18 protein-coding genes are annotated in these 20,188 nt (G+C 37.9%); 11 read left to right on the top strand and 7 right to left on the bottom strand.

Annotated elements, in window-relative coordinates:
* Positions 1 to 33 precede the first annotated feature (33 nt).
* Both odhB and lpdA read left to right on the top strand, forming a co-directional pair.
* Entirely contained in the window at positions 34 to 1,239 is a 1,206-nt protein-coding gene (gene odhB / locus H710_RS01150) for a 2-oxoglutarate dehydrogenase complex dihydrolipoyllysine-residue succinyltransferase (protein ID WP_041849028.1), read from the top strand.
* Positions 1,240 to 1,271: 32 nt separating this feature from the next.
* Positions 1,272 to 2,678: a dihydrolipoyl dehydrogenase gene (gene lpdA, locus H710_RS01155; protein WP_041849029.1), complete on the top strand. Its 1,407-nt coding sequence runs from the start codon at positions 1,272 to 1,274 to the stop codon at positions 2,676 to 2,678.
* Positions 2,679 to 2,813: 135 nt separating this feature from the next.
* Here the strand turns inward: lpdA and H710_RS01160 are convergent, their stop codons facing one another.
* The gene (locus H710_RS01160) at positions 2,814 to 4,052 is read right to left on the bottom strand and encodes a saccharopine dehydrogenase family protein (protein WP_041849030.1); all 1,239 of its coding nucleotides are present in this window, start codon (positions 4,050 to 4,052) and stop codon (positions 2,814 to 2,816) included.
* A gap of 55 nt (positions 4,053 to 4,107) precedes the next feature.
* The gene (locus H710_RS01165) at positions 4,108 to 5,205 is read right to left on the bottom strand and encodes a carboxynorspermidine decarboxylase (RefSeq protein ID WP_041849031.1); all 1,098 of its coding nucleotides are present in this window, start codon (positions 5,203 to 5,205) and stop codon (positions 4,108 to 4,110) included.
* A gap of 723 nt (positions 5,206 to 5,928) precedes the next feature.
* Between H710_RS01165 and H710_RS01170 the strand changes: the two genes are divergently transcribed.
* The 6 genes from H710_RS01170 to mnhG are packed head-to-tail and all read left to right on the top strand — an operon-like array spanning position 5,929 to position 11,965.
* Positions 5,929 to 8,850: a monovalent cation/H+ antiporter subunit A gene (locus H710_RS01170; protein WP_041849032.1), complete on the top strand. Its 2,922-nt coding sequence runs from the start codon at positions 5,929 to 5,931 to the stop codon at positions 8,848 to 8,850.
* Positions 8,850 to 9,191 carry a Na+/H+ antiporter subunit C gene (locus H710_RS01175; RefSeq protein WP_041849033.1) on the top strand — a complete coding sequence of 114 codons (342 nt, stop codon included), beginning with the start codon at positions 8,850 to 8,852 and terminating at the stop codon, positions 9,189 to 9,191. The genes H710_RS01170 and H710_RS01175 overlap by 1 nt, the downstream gene beginning before the upstream one ends.
* Positions 9,191 to 10,813: a monovalent cation/H+ antiporter subunit D gene (locus tag H710_RS01180; protein ID WP_041849034.1), complete on the top strand. Its 1,623-nt coding sequence runs from the start codon at positions 9,191 to 9,193 to the stop codon at positions 10,811 to 10,813. Before H710_RS01175 ends, H710_RS01180 begins: the two co-directional genes overlap by 1 nt.
* Positions 10,810 to 11,295: a Na+/H+ antiporter subunit E gene (locus tag H710_RS01185; RefSeq protein WP_041849035.1), complete on the top strand. Its 486-nt coding sequence runs from the start codon at positions 10,810 to 10,812 to the stop codon at positions 11,293 to 11,295. The genes H710_RS01180 and H710_RS01185 overlap by 4 nt, the downstream gene beginning before the upstream one ends.
* Complete coding sequence (locus tag H710_RS01190; protein WP_041849036.1) at positions 11,292 to 11,576, top strand: K+/H+ antiporter subunit F; 285 nt, start codon at positions 11,292 to 11,294, stop codon at positions 11,574 to 11,576. Before H710_RS01185 ends, H710_RS01190 begins: the two co-directional genes overlap by 4 nt.
* Positions 11,573 to 11,965, top strand: coding sequence for a monovalent cation/H(+) antiporter subunit G (gene mnhG / locus H710_RS01195; protein WP_041849037.1), 393 nt, complete (start codon positions 11,573 to 11,575; stop codon positions 11,963 to 11,965). The genes H710_RS01190 and mnhG overlap by 4 nt, the downstream gene beginning before the upstream one ends.
* A gap of 30 nt (positions 11,966 to 11,995) precedes the next feature.
* Here the strand turns inward: mnhG and H710_RS01200 are convergent, their stop codons facing one another.
* The 3 genes from H710_RS01200 to H710_RS01210 form a co-directional block, all read right to left on the bottom strand.
* Positions 11,996 to 12,388, bottom strand: coding sequence for an MliC family protein (locus H710_RS01200; protein ID WP_041849038.1), 393 nt, complete (start codon positions 12,386 to 12,388; stop codon positions 11,996 to 11,998).
* A gap of 415 nt (positions 12,389 to 12,803) precedes the next feature.
* Positions 12,804 to 13,937 (bottom strand): 3-dehydroquinate synthase, encoded by a 1,134-nt coding sequence (gene aroB / locus H710_RS01205; RefSeq protein WP_041849039.1) that lies wholly within the window; start codon positions 13,935 to 13,937, stop codon positions 12,804 to 12,806.
* Entirely contained in the window at positions 13,906 to 14,532 is a 627-nt protein-coding gene (locus H710_RS01210) for a shikimate kinase (protein WP_041849040.1), read from the bottom strand. Before H710_RS01210 ends, aroB begins: the two co-directional genes overlap by 32 nt.
* Positions 14,533 to 14,789: 257 nt before the next feature.
* On the opposite strand from H710_RS01210, the gene H710_RS01215 reads away from it, so the two are divergent.
* From H710_RS01215 to H710_RS01225, 3 genes are all read left to right on the top strand, one after another.
* Positions 14,790 to 15,728: a site-specific tyrosine recombinase XerD gene (locus H710_RS01215; RefSeq protein WP_041849041.1), complete on the top strand. Its 939-nt coding sequence runs from the start codon at positions 14,790 to 14,792 to the stop codon at positions 15,726 to 15,728.
* Between the two features lie 75 nt (positions 15,729 to 15,803).
* Positions 15,804 to 16,760, top strand: a complete 957-nt coding sequence (locus H710_RS01220; protein ID WP_041849042.1) for an acetyl-CoA carboxylase carboxyltransferase subunit alpha — start codon at positions 15,804 to 15,806, stop codon at positions 16,758 to 16,760.
* 33 nt (positions 16,761 to 16,793) lie between these two features.
* The gene (locus tag H710_RS01225; protein ID WP_041849043.1) at positions 16,794 to 17,537 is read left to right on the top strand and encodes a L,D-transpeptidase family protein; all 744 of its coding nucleotides are present in this window, start codon (positions 16,794 to 16,796) and stop codon (positions 17,535 to 17,537) included.
* A 609-nt stretch (positions 17,538 to 18,146) separates the two neighbouring features.
* On the opposite strand, the gene H710_RS01230 is transcribed toward H710_RS01225, so the two are convergent.
* Positions 18,147 to 19,253, bottom strand: a complete 1,107-nt coding sequence (locus tag H710_RS01230) for a D-alanyl-D-alanine carboxypeptidase family protein (protein ID WP_041849044.1) — start codon at positions 19,251 to 19,253, stop codon at positions 18,147 to 18,149.
* A 90-nt stretch (positions 19,254 to 19,343) separates the two neighbouring features.
* Complete coding sequence (locus H710_RS01235; protein WP_041849045.1) at positions 19,344 to 20,150, bottom strand: lysophospholipid acyltransferase family protein; 807 nt, start codon at positions 20,148 to 20,150, stop codon at positions 19,344 to 19,346.
* Positions 20,151 to 20,188 lie beyond the last annotated feature (38 nt).

A 20,188-nucleotide genomic window follows, 5' to 3' on the forward strand; every position in this document is an offset into this window, starting at 1 on the left:
TTTTATTATTACTCTGACGTATGGAAGAATATTATGGCTACTGAAATTCGTGTTCCTACTTTGGGTGAATCAGTTACTGAGGCAACTATTGGAAAGTGGTTTAAGCAGTCTGGTGAAACCGTGGCTATGGATGAGCCTTTAGTTGAATTAGAAACTGATAAAGTAACAGTTGAAGTTCCTTCACCTGTTGCAGGGAAATTATCTGAGATTATCGCAAAGGAAGGTGATACAGTAGGAGTAGGAGCTCTATTAGGAATGGTTGAAGCTGGAGCTGTTGGCACCATTTCATCATCTTCACCTGTTGTTGCGCCTAGTTCGGTGGTAACATCTGCACCAGCTCCACAATTTTCAGGTCATTCAATGCCTCCTGCTCCTTCGGCAGCAAAATTGATGGCTGAAAATAATATAGAAAACATCGATATTTCAGGTTCTGGAAAGCGTGGACAAATTCTCAAAGAAGATGTGCTTAAGGCATTGACACAAAAAGTAGCAGCACCGGCTTCTGTTGCATCATCTTCTTCAGTAATGTCTGCTAATAGCGTGCGTGAAGAGCGAGTTCGTATGACTAAGTTGCGTCAAACGATAGCACGTCGTCTTAAAGATGCACAGAATGTAGCAGCAATGTTAACCACATTTAATGAGGTTGATATGTCTGCTGTTATGGATTTGCGTAAGCGTTATAAAGATGTTTTTGAGAAAAAACATGGTGCTAAGCTTGGTTTTATGGGCTTTTTTACTAAAGCTGTTTGTCATGCATTAAAAGAACTTCCTGCTGTTAATGCTGAAATTGATGGAACAGATATTGTTTATAAAAATTACGTTAATGCTGGAATAGCGGTTGGAACAGACAAGGGCCTTGTTGTTCCAGTAATTCGTGATGCAGATCAAAAGTCAATTGCAGAAATTGAAAAAGAAATTGTTCGTTTAGGGCGTCTTGCTCGTGATGGCAAATTAGCTGTTACGGATATGCAGGGTGGGACATTCACCATTACGAATGGTGGGGTTTATGGGTCGCTCATGTCGACACCTATTTTGAATGCACCACAATCTGGTATTTTGGGAATGCATGCGATTAAAGAACGTGCGGTGGTTGTTGGAGGTCAGATTGTCATCCGTCCAATGATGTATTTAGCACTTTCTTATGATCACCGTATTGTAGATGGGCAAGAAGCTGTAACATTCCTTGTACGTGTTAAGGAAAGTCTAGAAGATCCAGAACGTCTTGTCCTTGATTTATAAAATACAGTTTTTGGGGATGAAAGGAAAAATCGATGTCTTATGATGTTGTTATAATCGGAGCTGGTCCGGGTGGTTATGTTGCAGCAATCAAAGCAGCACAATTAGGTCTTAAAACTGCGATTATTGAAAAACGTGAGACATTGGGTGGTACATGTCTCAATGTTGGCTGTATCCCCTCTAAGGCTTTGTTACACGCTTCGGAAGTATTTGCTGAAGCACAGCATGGTTTTGATACGCTTGGTGTTTCTGTTTCAAAACCTCAGCTTAATCTTGAAAAGATGATGGAGCATAAGAAATCTATTGTTGCAGCCAATACGAGCGGTATTTCTTTTTTGATGAAAAAAAATAAAATCGATACTTTTTTTGGCACAGCAAAAATTTTAGGTGCAGGTCAAGTTGCAATCTTTGCCAAGGATGGTAATCAGCAAACGATTGTAACAAAGAATATTGTTATTGCTACAGGTTCAGATATTTCAGGCATTCCAGGGGTGAATGTTGAAATTGATGAAAAGGTTATTGTTTCTTCCACAGGGGCACTTGCACTTGAAAAAGTTCCAACGCGCATGGTGGTTATTGGTGCTGGTGTTATTGGTTCAGAGCTTGGTTCTGTGTGGAGCCGTTTAGGGGCTAAAGTAACTGTTATTGAATTCCTGGATAAAGTTTTAGGATCAATTGATGGTGAAGTTTCACGCCATTTCCAGAAAATAATGGAAAAGCAAGGGATTGAATACAAGCTTGGTACAAAAGTTACAGCTGTTGCAAAATCTGGTTTGAAAGCTAAAGTTTCTTTTGAGGCTGTTAAAGGTGGTGCAAGTGAAACTTTAGAGACTGATGTTGTTTTAATTGCAACGGGGCGTCGTCCTTATGTCGACGGTCTTGGTTTAGCAGAAGCAGGTATTCAATTAGATGAACGCGGCTTTATTGCAATAAATGAGCATTGGCAAACCAATATTCCGGGAATTTATGCAATTGGTGATGTTGTTAAAGGACCAATGCTCGCTCATAAAGCTGAGGAAGAAGGTGTTGCTGTGGCTGAGATTTTGGCAGGCCAAAAGGGGCATGTTGATTTTTATGTCATTCCCAGTGTTGTTTATACGCAGCCAGAGATCGCCAGTGTGGGTAAGACAGAAGAAGAGCTGAAAGCTGCTGGCATTGCTTATAATGTAGGGAAATTTCCCTTCATGGCTAATGGACGTGCGCGTGCGATGCAAAAAGATGATGGGTTTGTTAAAATCCTTGCTGATAAAAATACAGATCGGGTTTTGGGTGGGCATATTATCGGATTTGGTGCTGGTGAAATGATCCATGAAATTGCAGTTCTAATGGAGTTTGGTGGTTCATCAGAAGATTTGAGCCGTTGTTGCCATGCGCATCCTACTTTATCAGAAGTAGTGCGGGAAGCAGCCTTAGCAACATTTTCTAAGCCACTTCATATTTAAAAATTTTGTGATTTCTCTATAAGAGAGGGTCTATAAAATAGTTTTTGTAAGAAAATTGGTTTTCACATCTAAAAACCGCCTTTTAATTTAAAAGTGCGGTTTTTTAAAATTATCTTTTATCCGTAGATTAAGAAGTTAAAATTGTAATTTTTTATCCTCTTGTCCTTCTCTTATATGAGTTGATAGACCCATTTTGTCGAGATTTTTAAGAAAAGGCTGTGGTGGCAATTCTTCCACATTGACCATCGTTTTCACATCCCATTCGCCGGTGGCAATAAGGAGCGCTGCTGCTGCTGCTGGAACGCCAGCTGTATAAGAAATTGCCTGTGCACCAGTTTCATTAAAAGAATCTTTGTGGTCTGCGACATTATAAATGAAAATTTCTCTTGAATTTCCATCTTTTTTGCCTTTAACAAAATCACCAATACAGGTTTTTCCTGTGTAATCTGGTGCTAAAGAAGCTGGATCTGGTAAAACAGCTTTGACAATTTTTAAAGGAACAACTTCTTGGCCCTCTGCTGTTTTAATGGGTTGTTCAGATAAGAGCCCAAGATTTTTTAAAACAGTAAAAACAGTGATATAATGTTCACTAAATCCCATCCAGAAGCGGATATTTTGAACATCGAGATTTTTAGATAATGAATGAATTTCATCATGCCCTGTCATATAGGCTTTTTGTTTGCCAACAACCGGAAGATCCCATTCGTTGCTGATTTCAAACATTTGATTAGCAACCCATTGTTTATTTTGCCACGACCATACGCGTCCTGTAAATTCTCGGAAATTTGTTTCTGGATCAAAATTTGTAGAAAACCAACGTTTGTGATTTCCAGCGTTAATATCAACAATATCAATGTCAGTAATAGTATCGAAATAATTATCACGAGCTAAGGCCGCATAAGCATTCACAACACCAGGGTCAAAGCCTGCTCCTAGAATAGCAGTTATACCAGCCTTTTCGCATTTTTCACGTTGTGGCCATTCGTAATTGCCATACCAAGGTGGTGTTTCACAAATTTTTAGAGGGTCTTCATGGATTGCAGTATCAATATACGCGCATTTAGTTTTAATACACGCTGAAAGAATAGACATATTAAGAAAAGGAGCACCAACATTAATAACGATTTCACATTTGGTTTTTTGGATGAGTTTTATAGTTTCTTCTCTATCCATCGCATTCAGTGCATAACCTTTGATAATATTCTCTACTTTCATTGCTTTTTTATCTTTAATAGAAGCAATGATTGCGTCACATTTTTTGGGTGTTCGTGAAGCAATGTGAATTTCACCGAGAATATTATTATTTTGAGCACATTTATGCGCGACAACTTGTGCGACACCTCCAGCACCAATAATGAGAACATTTTTCTTCATGGGGAATTTATCTCCTTCTAATATTGCTGCGTGACAATTTTTTATATGTGATTTTTTACGATAGACTCTCTTGATAGTTGTTATAATTGAATTGGCGTTGCAATGTTAAGGTTCCATCACATTCTTTAATGACAATGGCAGGCATTGCAATGCCATTAAACCAATTTTTCTTAACCATTGTATAGCCTGCAGCATCTTGAAAAGACAGTCTATCACCTATTTTAAGGGGATGGGGAAAATAAAATGTTCCAAAAATATCGCCAGCAAGACAAGATTTTCCGCAAATCATCACTTCATATGGCCCTTGATTTGGTTCTAATTTGGCATTTTCGCGATAAATTAAAAGATCAAGCATATGGGCTTCAATGGAGCTATCAACAATGGCGAGGTTTTTTTCATTATACACGGTATCAAGAACGCTCACTTCTAAAGTCGTGCTTTTTGTGATAGCGGCTTCTCCCGGTTCTAGAAAGACGGTCACACCGTATGTTTGAGAAAAACGTTTTAGAAGTTCTGCAAAGGTTTTTAGAGGATAATTTTCAGCTGTAAAGTGAATTCCACCGCCAAGACTAATCCAATCAACCGCGAAAAAAAGTTTTTTAAATTTTTCTTCCATAAAGTTAAGCATTTGCTCGAAAAGATTAAAATCAGCATTCTCGCAATTATTGTGGATCATTAAGCCATTAATAAGCGGCAGAACCTCTTCAATAGCATTTTGATCACTTTCTCCTAAACGGCTAAAAGGGCGAGAAGGATTTGCAAGATCAAAATTTGATGCACTGATCCCTGGATTGAGTCTTAAACCCTTTGGAATCATTTGTGTTTCATCAGAAAAACGTAAAAGTTGTTGAATTGAATTGAAAATGATTTTGTCTGCATAACTGCATGCTTCGTCTATTTCATGGTCTGCCCAAGCAACGGAATAGGCGTGGGTTTCTTTGCCAAATTTTTCTTTTCCTAAACGCAGTTCATAAAGGGATGATGACGTTGTTCCATCCATATATTCTGACATAAGATCAAAAAGGCTCCAGGTAGCAAAGCACTTCAATGCGAGCAAGGTTTTAACTCCTGACATTTCTCGTAAGCGAGCGATAATTTCCATATTCTTTATTAGTTTGGATTTATCTATGAGGTAATAAGGAGTCTTAATCATTGTTTATCCATTCTCTTTCGAAGGATCTTATTGTTAATATTGTTGTTTAGTATCTTTAGAAACCTAATATCTCAAGGGGAAAAGTATCATAAATGAAAATCTATCTTTATTGAGCGATAAAGAAAGTTTTCTTATTTTGTTTCGTTTTTAGTTTTTTGAGATTTAGGTTGCTCTGACAATTGTAAATTTATATTTTATTTTAATTGTTATCTTGACTAGAAGTATTTTTTATTTTTGATGTAAAAGAAAAGAAAGAGTCTTAAAGTAAAAGAGAAGTAGCGATCTTTTGTTTAAGAAACAGGGGGCTTTTTTCTTAGAAAATTGGGGGATTTTGATAGTGGTAGAATACAAAGCACGCAATAATATCAAAATGGTTATCACTAAAGTAATCATTGGAAATATATTAAACAGTATTTATTATCTTGATACATGTAAATGTTGAGCATTTGCTTGCAAATCAAATTTATTCCAAAAAGAACAGTTGAAATTTTTCTTCTAGAAAGAAAATGTTTGTATCTTAAAAAAATGAAGAGTGTTGAAAGTGAAAAAGCTCTAATAGCTTGAGAGCTATACAATTTTCTTTTAAAAATTTGGAATATTTTTAAGCTTTATTTAAACCTTATTATCGTAAATATATACTGAAAGAACAACAAGGAAGTTTTGCGTTTTTTCATTTTCATTTTTCCGATAAGAACATATTAAGAACAGAGTGGAGTTTGGATAATGACAACACGGGAAGCGATGTTGATATTGCTAGTTTTGCTTCCCTTTGGTGGTAGTTTTATTATTGGTTTTTTTCGTTCAACTGCCAAAAATAATGAAGCATGGTTTGCTGGAGCTATTGCGCTTTTCAGTCTTCTTTTTACAATTATGCTTTATCCGACGATTCGTGGAAATGGTGTGGTTCGTTTAGATATTTCGTGGCTTCCAGAATGGGGTGTTGATTTGACCCTACGTATGGATGGCTTATCGTGGCTTTTTTGCCTTTTAATTACAGGAATCGGGCTACTTGTTGTTGTGTATGCGCGTTACTACATGAATCCAGCAGATCCCGTTCCAAGATTTTTTTCCTTTTTTCTAGCTTTTATGGGATCAATGACAGGAATAGTTTTGTCAGGAAATCTCGTTTTTTTGGTAATTTTCTGGGAGTTAACCAGCATTTTCTCCTTTTTGTTAATCGGTTATTGGTATCATAATGCCAGTGCGCGTGACGGAGCCCGTATGGCTTTAACCATCACTGGTTTTGGTGGTTTTGCACTTCTTGTTGGGGTTTTACTGATTGGCCATATTGTTGGCAGTTTTGATTTAGATAAGGTCTTGCAGTCTGGAGATTTGATCCGGTCAAGCTCTCTTTATAATCTCGTGCTTATTTGCGTTTTATTGGGGGGATTAACAAAAAGTGCACAATTTCCCTTTCATTTTTGGCTCCCCAACGCAATGGCTGCTCCAACTCCTGTATCATCTTATCTCCATTCGGCAACAATGGTTAAAGCGGGTTTATTTTTGCTTATCCGTTTGTGGCCAGTGCTGTCTGGAACAGAATCTTGGTTTTTTCTTGTTGGTTTTTCTGGGCTTACAACATTATTGCTTGGATCTTATTTTTCAATGTTTCAGCATGATTTAAAAGGTCTTCTCGCTTATTCAACTATTAGTCATCTTGGATTGATTACAACGCTTTTAAGTCTTGGCAGTCCATTGGCATGTGTTGCAGCAATTTTTCATATGGCTAATCATGCAACTTTTAAAGCCTCTTTATTTATGGCCGCTGGCATTATTGATCATGAAACAGGCACGCGTGATATGCGTAAATTAACGGGGCTTTTTCATTATATGCCTATTACCGGAACTCTTGCTTTGGTTGCAAGTGCAGCGATGGCTGGTGTTCCTTTGCTTAATGGTTTTTTATCGAAAGAGATGTTTTTTGCTGAAGCTGTTGAAACCCATATGGAATCATGGCTGGATTGGATTGCGCCTTATATAGCAACACTGGCTAGTCTATTTAGCGTCACTTATTCTATTCGTTTTATTCATGGTGTTTTTTTCGGGCCAAAATCCACATCTTTACCCAAGATACCACATGAACCGCCACATTTTATGCGTTTTCCGATGGAATTCTTAGTTTTTATTTGTTTGGCAGTTGGTATTTTGCCCCATTTAACAATTGGACCTATTTTGGATAATGCGGTTGTTTCTGTTTTAGGATCCGCGACACCTTCTTATAGTTTAGCTGTTTGGCATGGTTTGAATACGCCATTAATTATGAGTTTTATAGCTCTGTTTGGAGGTATATTGCTCTATATTTTGGGGTCTCGTTATTTTTTATCTTGTGATGAAGGCCCCCCTTTTTTTCGTTATTTTAAAGGGCAACGTATTTTTGAGCAAATTCTCGTAATCATTTCCTGGAAATGGGCACGTACAGCGGAATCTGTTTTGTCAACACGTCGCTTACAAGCTCAATTACATTGGGTTCTTTTGGTGTGTTTTGTATTTGTTAGCCTTTTATTGTGGCGCGATGGCTGGATTTCAGCAGGTTCACTTCCAATTTTTCCGCTTGAGATTTCTTTTATGGCGATTTGGGTAGTTGGTGGGGTATGCGCACTTTTAGTTGCTTGGCAAGCAAAGTTTCATCGTTTTGCGTCATTGATGCTTTTGGGAGGCGCTGGTTTGATGACTTGTGCAACCTTTTTATGGCTTTCTGCCCCTGATTTGGCTGTAACACAATTGGTTGTTGAAGTCGTGACAACAGTTCTTTTGCTTCTTGGTTTACGGTGGTTACCGAAACGTTTGTATAATGCTGCTCCTTCACCCACTGGTTTTTCGGTGTATATGCGTCGTGGTTGTGATTTTGCTATAGCTCTTCTAGGGGGTGCGAGCATGGCATGGTTGTCGTTTGCAGTAATGACACGTCCGCAAGGGCAAACAATTTCTGATTTTTTTCTCACACACGCCTATTCTGAAGCTGGTGGTCGCAATGTTGTGAATGTATTGTTAGTTGATTTTCGCGGTTTTGATACAATGGGGGAGATTGTAGTTTTAGGTATTGTTTCGTTGACTGTATTTGCACTTTTACGACGTTTTCGTCCTTCTCCTGAAAGTGTTGATGCCCCTTTTCAGCAACGTGTTCAGATGGTTTTTGATACGACACAGCCTAATCGTGAAGCGGGGGATACTTTATCCGATTACCTTGCTGTTCCTTCTGTGATTATGCGTTGGCTTTTTCCTATCATTATTGCTTTTGCTATTTATTTATTTATGCGTGGGCATGATCTTCCAGGAGGTGGGTTTGCTGGTGGTGTGACTTTGGCAATAGGATTCATTTTACAATATCTTGCCGCCAATATTCGCTGGGTAGAAAATCATTTACGGGTTTTGCCTTTGCGGTGGATGGGTTTTGGTTTACTGTTGTCAGTGGTGACAGGAGTAGGTTCATGGTTTTTTGAATTTCCTTTTTTAACATCATTTTTTCAATATATAAATCTTCCTTCTATTGGCGCAGTTCCTATGGCTTCTGCTTTTTTGTTTGATTTAGGCGTATTTGCATTAGTTGTGGGAGCAACGGTTCTTATTTTGATTGCGATTGCTCACCAATCCATACGTACTTATCGAGTTAAGGAAAAATCTGTCACGAAAGAGAAGGAAAATTAATGGAAATTGTTCTTTCTTTAGGTATTGGTGTTTTTATTGGATCTGGGATTTGGCTTATTTTGCGTCCACGAACTTTTCAGGTAATTCTTGGTTTGTCGTTGATCTCCTACGGTGTGAATCTCTTTATGTTTTCAATGGGACGGCCACGTAGTAATGTGGCGCCCATTGTTAACTCTTCTGATATAGTGAATCCAGCCAATTATGCAGATCCTTTGCCACAAACCTTGGTTTTGACAGCGATTGTGATTGGTTTTGCAACGACAGCTTTGTTTCTGGTTATTCTTCTGGTTTCACGCGGTTTAACGGGCTCTGATCATGTTGATGGACGTGAGGTGCAATGATGGAAGTTTGGTTGCATCATTTGCTTATTGTGCCTATTCTTTTACCGTTAACTATTGGAGCGGTGCTTCTTTTTTATGATGAGCGCCGTTCAAAACTTAAAGCACTCATCAGTCTTGTTTCTGCTGGTTTATTGATTGTCGTTTCTGTTTTATTGTTCGTTCGCACTCTTGAAATTGCACCAGCTGCAGATGTGTATCGGCTTGGGAATTGGCTTCCTCCTTTCGGTATCGTTTTAGTTCTTGATCGCTTAAGCGTTATGATGCTTGTACTTTCAAATTTATTGACAACTGCTGTGTTGGTTTTTTCGCGCGCTCATTGGTATAAAGCAGGTCCTCATTTTCAGTCATTGATGCAGTTTTTTATCATGGGGGTTAATGGCACTTTTTTAACAGGCGATCTCTTCAATTTATTTGTGTTTTTTGAAGTTGTCTTAACGGCTTCTTATGGGCTTGCTTTCCACGGTTCAGGTCAGTCACGAGTGCGTGCAGGGATGCATTATGTGGTGATAAATCTTGTTGCTTCATTATTTTTCTTAATTGGGGCAGCACTTATCTATGGGGTGGTTGGTACGCTTAATATGGCTGATTTAGCTGTCAAAATAAGACACATCACTTCTGAAGATATTGTTTTATTTGAGGTTGGCGCAGCATTTTTGGGCATCGTTTTTTTGCTCAAAGTGGGTATGTGGCCACTGAATTTCTGGTTAACTCCAGTTTATAGCACAGCCGCTGCTCCTGTTAGCGCTGCTTTTGCAATTTTAAGCAAGATGGGTATTTATGTTATTTTACGTCTAACACTTTTATGGTTTAGCCCTGAAAGTGGATATTTTGCTCATTTTGGTCATATAATTTTATTTTATGGTGGACTTGCTACGCTAATTTTTGGGATCATTGGGGTACTGGCAAGCCAAGTTTTAGGGCGTTTAGCAGCTTACAGCGTCCTTGTATCTTCTGGAATTTTGTTAACAAGTATTGGGATGGGGAATACAGCGCTTATGGCAGGAGCGCTTTTTTACATTTTTTCTTCAGTTTTAGCGCTTGGCGCTTTATTTCTTCTAGTAGAATTGGTTGAATGTAATCAAGACATGGCTGCTAATGTTTTGGCTGTTACCATGGAAGTGTACGGGGATGATGAAGAAGAAGAGGATGATGAAGTTGGTACTTATTTACCGGCAACTTTAGCAATTCTCGGATGTTGTTTTGTGATATGTACGATTTTGATTGTTGGCTTGCCACCTTTTTCTGGTTTTGTTGCGAAATTTATGATGCTCATGGCAATTTTTAATCAGAATGAGGGGAATTCTTCCGCTAACCTATCGGTTATACATAATTGGCTTTTTGTTTTCTTTGTTATTATTTCTGGTTTTGCAGCTTTAATTGCAATGACTCGTAAGGGTATTCGAATATTTTGGACCCCTCTTGAGTACAGAGAGCCACGTGCACAAGTGATCGAATTTGCACCTATTGCTGCTCTTCTCACTCTGTGTTTGATGATGACGATTATGGCTGGTCCTATTAGCCACTATATGTCTGAAACAGTGAAAACTTTAAGTGATCCGAAAAATTATATTGAGAGCGTTTTAACGAGTTCTACCTTAAAAACTATGGAGAAGAAGCCATGAGTCGCTTTTTGCCTTACCCTTTTTTAAGTGGTGCGATTGTTTTTATGTGGGTGATTTTAAGTGGTTTTAGCTTAAGCCAATTACTTTTAGGAATGATGGTTGCGTTATTTAGCGGTTGGATGATGCAGCTTCTTGAACCAGAAAAGATCACGATTAAAAATTGGCGTGCAGTTTTTCAATTGATTTATCGTGTATTTATTGATTCTATTGTTGGAAACATTTCAGTTGCTTGGTTTACTCTAAAAAATGGGCATAAAAAACAACAATCTGGTTTTGTTGTTGTGCCTCTTTTTATTAAAAATCATACAGCTTTGGCTATTTTAGCATGCATCTTATCAGCAACTCCAGGGACTGTTTGGATTTCGTATAATAGCAAAAAGAATGAGCTTTTGATTCATGTATTAAATTTAAAAGATGGAAATGATTACCAGCAACTCATTAAGCAACGGTATGAAGGATTAATTTTGGAGATTTTCTCATGAGTATGATTATCCTTTATTGGGCTCTTTTCATTTCACAGATTTTTTTAAGTTTGGCAATAGTTGTTGTAGCGGTTTTTCGATTGGTTCGTGGTCCAAGGGCACAAGACCGAATTGTTGGTTTAGATGCCCTTTATATGACGACGATTCTTTTATTTATCCTTTTTGATCTTCGTTCAGGAACAATTATTTATTTTGAAGCTGCCCTTATTATTGGGTTGTTGGGTCCTATCTCAAGTATTGCTTTGGCAAAATTTTTGATGCGTGGGGAAATTATTGAATGAAAGATGATATTTCACTTTGGGTTTCAATACTTATCGCTGTTTTTTTGCTATTAGGGTCTACTCTTACGCTCATTGGAACGATAGGGCTGGTACGTTTTTCAACTTTTTATGAGCGGCTACACATGCCTTCATTAATTGCGAGCTGGGGAGCCGGCAGTATCTTTATGGCCTCACTTCTTTATTCAATATTTGTAGATCATCAGCTGGTTTTTCATGAAGTGTTATTGTTAGTCTTTTTGTTTGTAACAACACCTGTAACTTCAATGCTTTTGTCACAAGCGGCAGCTCATCAAGACCATCCAGAAAATTGGTTAAAGAAGCCGCCAGCTTTTTTATTGTGTCATAGGGAAGAAAAGTCCTCTGTATTAAAAGAAAAAGAATCTGATTGAGATTTACAAATCTCCTAATTTAGACTCAATTTATTGTATGTCTTGTATTTTTTCACAGCGGATAGGATTTTCTTCTGTTGGATCATCAATCAGATTGTAAAGTATAGCTTGGTCCTTTTTTATCCACCAAATATATTGTGCTCCCGCAAATTTTACTCCTGAGGCTGCAATAACATTTGCGCCAATGACACGTTGGCCTTTCCATGTAAAATCAACTAAAGAAATCATGCTAGCATTGAGGTAGGTTGCAGCAATTTTCTCTTTATCTGTCTCAGTATCGCATTGATACATAACGGTTGTTTTTGTAGGATTTGGATCTTCTGGGACTTCAATGATTAAAGAACCCGCAGAGACACTAATTTGTTTAAAAAGTAAAACACCTAAAATGGCCAAAGATCCTAAAATGAGTAAAACTTTTTTCATGATATTTTCCTTTAATAATTTAAAGTAATAATCCTCATTGGGGCAATGGTGTCTACGGCAGGATTTGAACCTGCGACCCCAGGATTCATACCACTTCGATTTTCACCGCCAGCCTATTGGTTTAAGCTGTTTGTGGTCTGGACTGTCTCTTCACCTTGAAGCTTTACGCTTTTTAGGTGCTGCCCGTTCAGTCTCTACACCTTCCTATCTGTTTTAGATAGGCTTGGCTCGGGATTGGCATATAGTTTCCTGTGAAGCTTTCCCCGAATTTGAGCAGATCCGCTTCGAGAATTTCTTCTCAAGGCGCCCAATTTTTAGGAATCCTGTGCTCTATCCTACTGAGCTACGCAGACACAACTGCATCTTATTCTTTTAATCAAATTATAAAGGTGAATCAATTTAGATTAAGTATGAATCAACGCGTTTTTATGAATTTTTGTTTTAAAAAGGTTAAAATAGCGTCTGATGCAACATCTTTTGCGATAAATGACTGGCCGAGTCCACGTGTTAAGATAAGAGTTAAGCGATTATTTGAGACTTTTTTATCCTGAGCAATGAATGTCATTAACATTTCGGCATTTGGCAATTCACCCGGGATATCTTGTAACTGTGTAGGCAAGCCAGCTTCTTTAAGATGCGTTTCGACACGTTGTACGAGCATAGGGTTTATTAAATTGAGTTGCGCAGAAAATTGATGGGCTAGTATCATGCCAATAGCGATAGCTTCACCATGTATTAAACGGTTTGCATTATAATCGGTAGCTGTTTCAAGCATATGTCCAAATGTATGGCCGAGATTAAGCAAGGCACGCTCATCGGATTCATATTCATCACGCGCTACAATGTCAGCTTTAAATTGACATGAGCGGGCAATGGCTTCTACCCGTGTTGGGCCACTGGAAAAAATTTCTTTTTGATTTTTTTCAAGCCATTCAAAAAAATGAGGCTGGTTAATAAGGCCATATTTAACCATTTCTGCGTAGCCTGCACGAAATTCGCGTAAAGGCAATGTATCAAGGACACATGTATCAGCGATAACACATTGAGGTTGATAAAAGCTACCGATGAGATTTTTACCATGTTGGCTATTGATTCCAGTTTTTCCTCCGATGGATGAATCAATTTGTGCGAGTAGCGTTGTCGGTATCTGTATGAAATGCATTCCTCGGCGTATGATGCTTGCAGCGAAACCTCCCAGATCACCGATAACACCACCACCAAAAGCGATAATGCTGTCACTTCTTTCCAAACGAGCAGCAAGGATTTTATCGATGATAGTTTGTAAAACCGGGAATGATTTTGATTGTTCTCCCGCTTCTACGATGATTGGAATGGTGTGGATTTGATTTGCTAACAATTCTGCTTGCAGTGTTTCTAAATGAAGGGCAGCAACATTTGTGTCTGTGACAATAGCCAAGCGCTTTTGGTGGAGATCTTTTTGATGAGAGAAACTCTTAATCTGTAAAGCGGCTTGTGCAATAAGATCGGAACCAATAATGATATCATAACAGCATTTATCAAGTTTGACAGTAATGATTTTGGCTTGCATGCTTTTTATTCCTATCATTGATGTAGTTTTGTACCCGTTTTATGACCTTTTTTGCTACCATATTACGGGATTCTTTATGGTTTTTGACCATTAAGTTTGCTGTTGCATAAATAGGGTAGCGTTGTTCCATAAGTATTCGTATGGTTTCTTGAGGATTGTCTGTTTGCAGTAAAGGTCGAGTAAGGCGTCGCGAAACACGTTTGATGAGTAGGTTAAAGTCTGTTTTGAGCCATATGGAGATACCCCTGTGATGAATGGCTTTTCGAATATTTTCGTTCATATAGGCTCCTCCGCCTGTTGCAAGAACAAGAGGACCATTTTTGAGGATGTTGAGGATGACTCTTTGTTCAAGAAGGCGAAATTCTGATTCACCATGAATTTCAAAAAGATCAGAGATTGTCATTTGTGCGGCTTTTTCGATTTCCTGATCAGAATCATAAAAAGGCAGATCAAGCATGGTTGCAACACGTTTACCAATAGCTGATTTCCCTGAACCCATGAAACCAACAAACACTAGTGTTTGTTGGTTAAGACACGATAAGAATTCACTTTTTATGTGTGTCTCTAGGATAGGATGAGGCCGATTATTCTTCATCGTTATATTTCGACATTTATTTTCTTTAAAGTCAATTTTTGTTAATTTTTGTAAGACATGATAAGAGATAAAAATAAGTGTTTTTGGGAATAATTTATTGTTTCATGTTGGATTAACTCGATTTTGATGGTTTTTTCTCGTGATCATTGTTTTTTCGATATGATAATAATGCCAATGATTTGAATTAATTGATAATAATGAAAATGCATATCGATGTTCTTTTGGATTCATGCTACGTTTTTTGCGAAGGTTGATCTATGAAAAATAATATTATAATAGATCGTTTTCTTGAAATGATGAGTGCTGAGCGAGGAGCTTCTGCTCATACATTGGCTGCGTATCAGCATGATTTACAATGGGCACAAGATAAATTGTCTTCGTGTTCTGTTTCACTTTTTTCAGCACGAAAAGAAGATTTGATTAGTCTTTTGTCATTAATGCATAAAGCTGGTTTTGCGGCAACTTCGCAGGCACGTCGTTTATCAACATTGCGTCAATTTTATCAATTTCTTTATGCTGAAAAATTGCGAGAAGATGATCCTTCCAGTGATATTGATGCACCTCGTAAAGGGCGTCCTTTGCCAAAAATTATGAGTGAAGATGTGGTTACAAAATTACTTGATTTTGTGCAATTAGAAACAAGTCAAGCAGAGTATGGGTCTAAGAATCATTTTCGTGCATTGCGTTTTCAGGTTCTGATTGAAATGCTTTATGCTACGGGGTTACGCATTAGTGAATTGGTAAGTCTTCCTGTTCAAACAGTGCGAGGGAAAGAGCAATATATTTTAGTGCGCGGCAAAGGTGGAAAAGAGCGAATGGTTCTTTTATCTGCGAAAGCACGCCAAGTTCTTTCTGAGTGGTTAGTTTTGCGGGATCAAGGAAAAGATGCTACAAGCCCTTATCTTTTTCCTGCACATTCATCGACAGGGTACATTGCTCGCCAATTTATTGCACGGGGATTAAAAGATCTTGCGAAAAGAGCGGGAATAAGAGGCGATTGCTTTTCTCCTCATACCTTGCGCCACGCTTTTGCTAGCCACCTTTTGCAAAATGGTGCTGATTTGCGTGTAGTTCAGCATTTATTAGGTCATTGTGATATTTCGACCACGCAAATTTATACACATGTGCTAGAAGCAGGTCTTTATCATTTAGTTAATGAACATCATCCACTTGCCGATCAAGATAAGGCCAGGTAAAAAGAAGGTAATAGTCTTAACGATATTATAAATAATTAATAACTATAAATTTTATGCAAAATAAGTTGGATATCGATGTATAATTATCTTGATTTTGAAAAACCCGTTGCTGATCTTGATGTACAGATTCTTGAACTGAAAAAGATTGCTCAAGAAAAGGGTAGCCTTGATATGAGTGATGAGATTGCATGTCTTGAAATGCGCTCTCAAACGGCTTTGCGGGATCTTTATAAGAAATTATCGCCATGGCAAAAGACACAGGTGGCTCGCCATCCTGATCGACCTCATTTTATGGATTATTCGGCGCAATTATTGTGTGATGTTACACCTTTGGCAGGTGATCGAAAATTTGCTGAAGATGAAGCAATTCAAGCTGGTTTTGCACGTTTTAAAGGAGAAGCAATTGCTTATATTGGTCAAGAAAAAGGTTATGATACACAAACTCGTTTGCGCTATAATTTTGGATCTGCGCGCCCAGAAGGATATCGTAAAGCTGTGCGTATTATGGAACTTGCTGACCGTTTTGGTTTACCATTACTGACTTTTGTTGATACAGCAGGAGCTTATCCTGGTGTGAGTGCTGAGGAACGCGGACAAGCAGAGGCAATCGCTCAATCAACGGCGGCAACTTTGCGTTTGCGGATTCCTGTTGTTTCGGTCATTATTGGGGAGGGTGGTTCTGGGGGAGCAATCGCGATCGCTGCAGCGAATAAAGTTTATATGTTAGAGCATTCAATCTATTCTGTTATTTCACCAGAAGGTGCCGCTTCTATTTTATGGCGTGATCCGACCCGTGCAAAAGATGCAGCAACCAATATGCAGATTACGGCTCAAGATCTTTATAGATTGAAAATTATTGATGGTATTATTCCTGAACCTTTAGGGGGAGCACATCGGCAGAAAGAGGTTGCCATTGAGGCAGCAGGTGATAGTATTGCAGCCGCTCTAAAATCTATGATTGGTAAGGATGGTGAAACCATTAAACAAGAACGTTGGGACAAATATCTTCAAATTGGTCGCTCTTTGGCTTAATTCTTATATAAATGTTAAGTTTTGATTGTGTTTATGATGTTGAATCGATACTTTTTGGTATTTCTTTTATTGGTAACTGGAATATTAGCAGCATGTCAGGGAAGATTTGTAAGACATCATAAAAGCGAACAGCCACTTCCTAAAAATATCCTCAGTAAGATGGCTAAATTTAATATTGATCAATATGCGCCGATTATGATGCGATTTTTTAAAAAAGAAAATATTGCTGAAATCTGGAAACAAAATCGTGAAGGACGCTTTGTTCTTATAACACATTATAAAATTTGCAAATGGTCAGGTAAACTTGGGCCTAAATATAAGGAAGGTGATTATCAAGCACCAGAAGGATTTTATATGGTTCGTTCAAACCAAATGAATCCTCGTTCGAAATATTATCTTTCTTTTAATATCGGTTTTCCTAATCTGTATGATCAAGTGAATGGTCGTACGGGGAGTTATCTCATGGTTCATGGCGGATGTGCTTCTGTTGGCTGTTATTCGATGAATGATAAAAATATGGCACAGATTTATGCTTTTGCACGGGATGCTTTTAGAGGTGGGCAGAGAGCGTTTTCTTTGCATGCTTTTCCCTTTCGCATGACCGATGCGAATATGGCGCATCATCGTGCTAGTCCTCATTATCCATTTTGGAAAATGCTTAAAGAAGGTTATGATTTTTTTGAGAAATATCGTAAACTTCCAGTTATTGAGGTTTATAAAAAACGCTATATTTTCAGGCATCCTACGCGTAGCGATTTAATTTCTGTTATGCGATAAATTTATATTTATCGTAAATTATGTGGTCTTTTTGATTTAAAGATCCTACCTTTTACTGTGATGTGTACGAATATTTTTCATAGAAGGTAAGGTATGCATTGAATAAATTATTAATGTGTATCATGTGAACATTTTTGATAAGTAAAAAAGGAGAGAAATTTAAAATTTCATCCTCAAGCTCATTTAGAGAAACTCTAACATAGCGTTTATCTACGGATTCATATTGGTTTATTGAAAATAAGCCCTTTTAAAATAGGCTGTTTTCAAGGAGAGTTTTGGATCACTTTTTAAAAGCTTATCAATCATGATAACAAAACAGGTTTGTATAAGTCCTTTAAGGAAATTGTTTTTAAATAGGGTAATTCCAATATCCTTATGAAAAAAAGCAAGATCCGCTCATCTTGCTTTTTAATGATTATCTGTTCAGTATTTTAAGATGCCCTATTTGAGCGTGCTCAATGAGTCAATGTGTTGGTTTAACGATTGTGCAAAGTGCAATGTAAATATCCAGCTATCAATGAATGATTTTTTTAATGAATAAGGTGAGATTAATAATTATTTTGCTAGAATTTAACGCTGATCATGAAAATCGTAGAAATTGATATGTTATCATTGATTATGGTGAATTATTTTCGTGGTTGGCTTATGATCTGGCCGCTTTTGGGGAATGGGAATTGTTCGGAGGGTTCTAATTTTCATTTTACGTGTCTTTGATAGGGTCATGGGGTGCATCAATAGAGGATAAACAAAAGAAGGTGAAGCGGCAATTAAAGGTGAGTTTAGGATAATATTTCCTTCTGTATCATAAGAACTCTTACGTGTATTGCTAGCTTCAGGCGTGCATATTTGTTGCTTCATATCGGTGATTTGCGTTATTTTTGTGCCATAAGGTTCTAGTGTTGCTAATGTTGATGTTGGCGATCCTTGCTTGGTAAAAGCTTTATGAAGCAACTCTGCTGCCTTTGCTTCTCTTTCATCGATGTTTTCTGCCCCTAAAATGACAGCGATGATTGTACGGTTATTACGGGTTGCTGAAGCGACAAGATTGAAGCCAGATGCACAAATAAAGCCGGTTTTCATGCCGTCTATACCATCAAAACGGTCTATGAGTTTGTTTGAATTATACTGAATTTTTTTGTTATCGCCAAAATCAATGGCTGGAATGGAAAAGTAATGGGTATATTGAGGGAATTCTCGACGAATTTGAACAGCTAAAAGGGCAATATCACGTGCTGTGGAATAATTATTTGGATCTGGCAATCCACTCGCATTGGCAAAATGAGTTCCAAACATCCCTAAACGTTGGGCGTGAGCATTCATTTGTTTTACAAAAGCCTTTTGTGAACCAGCAATAGCTTCACCAATAGCAATGGCTAAATCATTTGTGGATTTAACTAAAGTGATGCTCAGAGCTGCATCAAGTGTAATGGTAGAACCAGTCTTATAGCCTGAACGATAAGGGGGAGCTTGTGCTGCAGCTTTACTGATTGTAATGGACGTGTCAGGTGAAATTTTCCCTATGCTCATGGCACGAAAAACGACATAAGCTGTCATTAACTTTGTTAAGGAGGCGGGGTACCAACGCTCAAAAGCTTGATTATGTTCTAATATACGTCCATTGGCAAGATCAACAGAGATGAAAGGATAGGCTAGAGCCAAACGGCTCATCATACTGAACACGAGAAATAAAAAGAATTTATAAAAGAGCTTACGCATAAAGAAGTTTGTATCCTTTTTAAGATGAATGATTAGGACGTATTTAGTGCGAAGTACAATAGATTTTAGTGTGTAAATGAGGATAAATGTTTAATCACACACAGAGCCTTTCCAAGCATGTCCGAGAGTTTGCAGTTTTTTAACAGCAGAGGATGGCATAGGGGGAGGAGTATGATCTTGAGCTGCTAATAAGAGCAGTTCATCACAGGCTTTTTCTGTTTCTTGGGTCAATTTTTTTAAGAAATCATGTTTCTTTAAACCAGTTTCAATGGGGGGAAGAATACGGACGCGAATTGTTCCTGGATAGCGGCGAAAATTATTGCGCGGCCAATATAAACCAGCATTGTGAGCAATGGGAATAACTTGAAGCTCTAATTCATTGTAGAGGGCAAGAATGCCCGATTTATAATCTGGTTTTTGACCAGGTTGTTGACGTGTTCCTTCAGGAAAGATGATGATTTGACGCCCTTGTTTTGCTTTTTGTTTCGCGTTGTTTATGACAATTTTAAGAGCTTTGATAGGTGTTGTCCGGTTGATCGGAATCATCTGCATTTTCGCAATATACCAGCCTAAAATGGGTAACCACATCAATTCGCGTTTTAGAATGAAAACGGGGTCATCAAAATAGAGGAAAAGACTAACAGTTTCCCATGCAGACTGGTGGTTTGGAGCAACAATGTAGGCACCCTTTGGTAGATTCTCTAATCCCTCAATTTCATAAGTTGTACCAGCAATATGTTTTTGTAAAAACAACGTGATACGGGCCCATGATTTAAGAAAAATTTGTGCTTTTTTACGCGGTGTTAAAAAGTAAAAAGGTGCATAAAGAATCATTTGCACAAAGGTTGCAATATAGAAAAAGAATGTAAAAAGAAGAGAACGAAGGACGAGCACCATATTTTCCCCTATTTCATATTTGCAAAGAGACTTTGTGT

This window comes from Bartonella bacilliformis Ver097 (assembly GCF_000709795.1).
In the GTDB taxonomy this organism is placed as follows: domain Bacteria; phylum Pseudomonadota; class Alphaproteobacteria; order Rhizobiales; family Rhizobiaceae; genus Bartonella; species Bartonella bacilliformis_A.